Origin of the sequence: Hominimerdicola alba 8 (assembly GCF_000178155.2) — a bacterium.
GTDB classification, from domain to species: domain Bacteria; phylum Bacillota; class Clostridia; order Oscillospirales; family Ruminococcaceae; genus Hominimerdicola; species Hominimerdicola alba_C.
Genome location: NZ_ADKM02000002.1, coordinates 1 through 1,437, shown reverse-complemented (window position 1 = coordinate 1,437; position 1,437 = coordinate 1). Strand labels below are relative to the sequence as shown.

Annotated in this window: 2 protein-coding genes; both read right to left on the bottom strand. The window is 42.0% G+C overall.

Annotated elements, in window-relative coordinates; all coding sequences use genetic code 11:
- The coding region (locus CUS_RS00015) for a hypothetical protein (RefSeq protein WP_002846742.1) at positions 1-249 on the bottom strand (249 nt) is incomplete at its 3' end.
- Positions 250-276: 27 nt separating this feature from the next.
- Positions 277-1,437 (bottom strand): diguanylate cyclase domain-containing protein (locus CUS_RS00010; RefSeq protein WP_037275668.1); only part of this gene is annotated, 1,161 nt, incomplete at its 5' end.

The window sequence follows — 1,437 nt, the reverse complement described above, 5'->3', positions numbered from 1 at the left end:
CGGATTATCATTTATATACTCCGTCATAGAGTGCTCGGGCTTGTTTCCGAGGATAATCTCTATATCCGCCTCATCTTTATAGTGCTCAACGAAGTTGTCAGCCATCTGCTGAAGCAGAGCCTCGTCCTCCATTTTCCACACATTAAGCGTTACCTTTTCACGCTTCTTGATAGACTTTTTGCCGCAGGATGCCATAGTAAGGAAACATACTGCCGCACATGACATTGCCATTATCTTTCTGATATTCATTTTTTCTCCTCCTTATTTACTTACCGATCAATCCTTGTAATAGCGGCAGTTGCCCGATGTATAGCTGCTTCCGTTAGTGAAAGCCTGTTTGAGCTGATTATGGATGTTCATATCAACTATATCGGGATTTTCTTTTCTTACAAGGGAAATATCATAATCCACTGAAACGCGGCTGTTATTGACATCGTAATCCGATGTAAGGGATCTGTAGGCTCTTTCAACAAGATTAGCCACCTTTGTGAAGGTGTCCTGTGAATCATCGGTCTTGATCACAGCTACAAATTCATCGGAACCTGTACGATAGATCGTCGCGTCATCAAATACATCGCCGATACGTTCAACAGTCATCGCGAGTATCTTATCACCTACATAAGTGCCGTATCTGAAGTTGATACCGCTGAAATCCTTTATGTCAAACATCACAAAGTACATTGCCTCGCCCGCGGGAATCTCTACTGGCTCTCCGCCGTATTCAATAACAAAGGATATTCTGTTATTTGAAGATGTGACATTATCTGTGAACATGGCTTTATAGAGAGACTGCTGAGTCTTTTCGTTGGCATCAACGGCTGTTTCGAGGTTCTTTGCTATCCTCTTTCTGCGTGATTCGAGCATATTGAGGAGAACAAGAACGATAATTCCGAAGCCGATGAAGAATACACGAAGTACTTTCGCATTGAATTCCGCCTTGTCATAGCGCTTGTCGATAGATTCATTCGTAACAGTCAGAAGCTGGTTCAGACTGTCATCAAGACTGTTTCTTTTATTGATGAATCGTTCAAAGTAAATGGAGTTTGCAGTTTCAAAATGTCCGGCGTCGATCTGAGCAAGGAGCTCGTTTGAAACTATCTCGTTATACTGGTTCATAGCAGTTTTCACAAGCTGATACTGTTTTTCTACCTCGCCTGTTTTCCTGATAGCCTCATACTTTTTCATAAGTTCCCTGCAATCGCTCATGGAATAATTTATCTTTTCAACATAGCTCCCGATAGCCTCGGCATTATCTGCCGAATCTGCATTACGGCCAAGATTTATGGTTATACACAGATCTGTTTCAAGCTCATGGAGTTTTATCGAGTTCTGCTGAAGATAATTCCTTGAAGCGATATCGTTATCCACAACGTCGGAATACTCGGATATAACAAGAGAGAAGCCTATTGCTCCGAGCACAATAAAAAGGGTAACGAT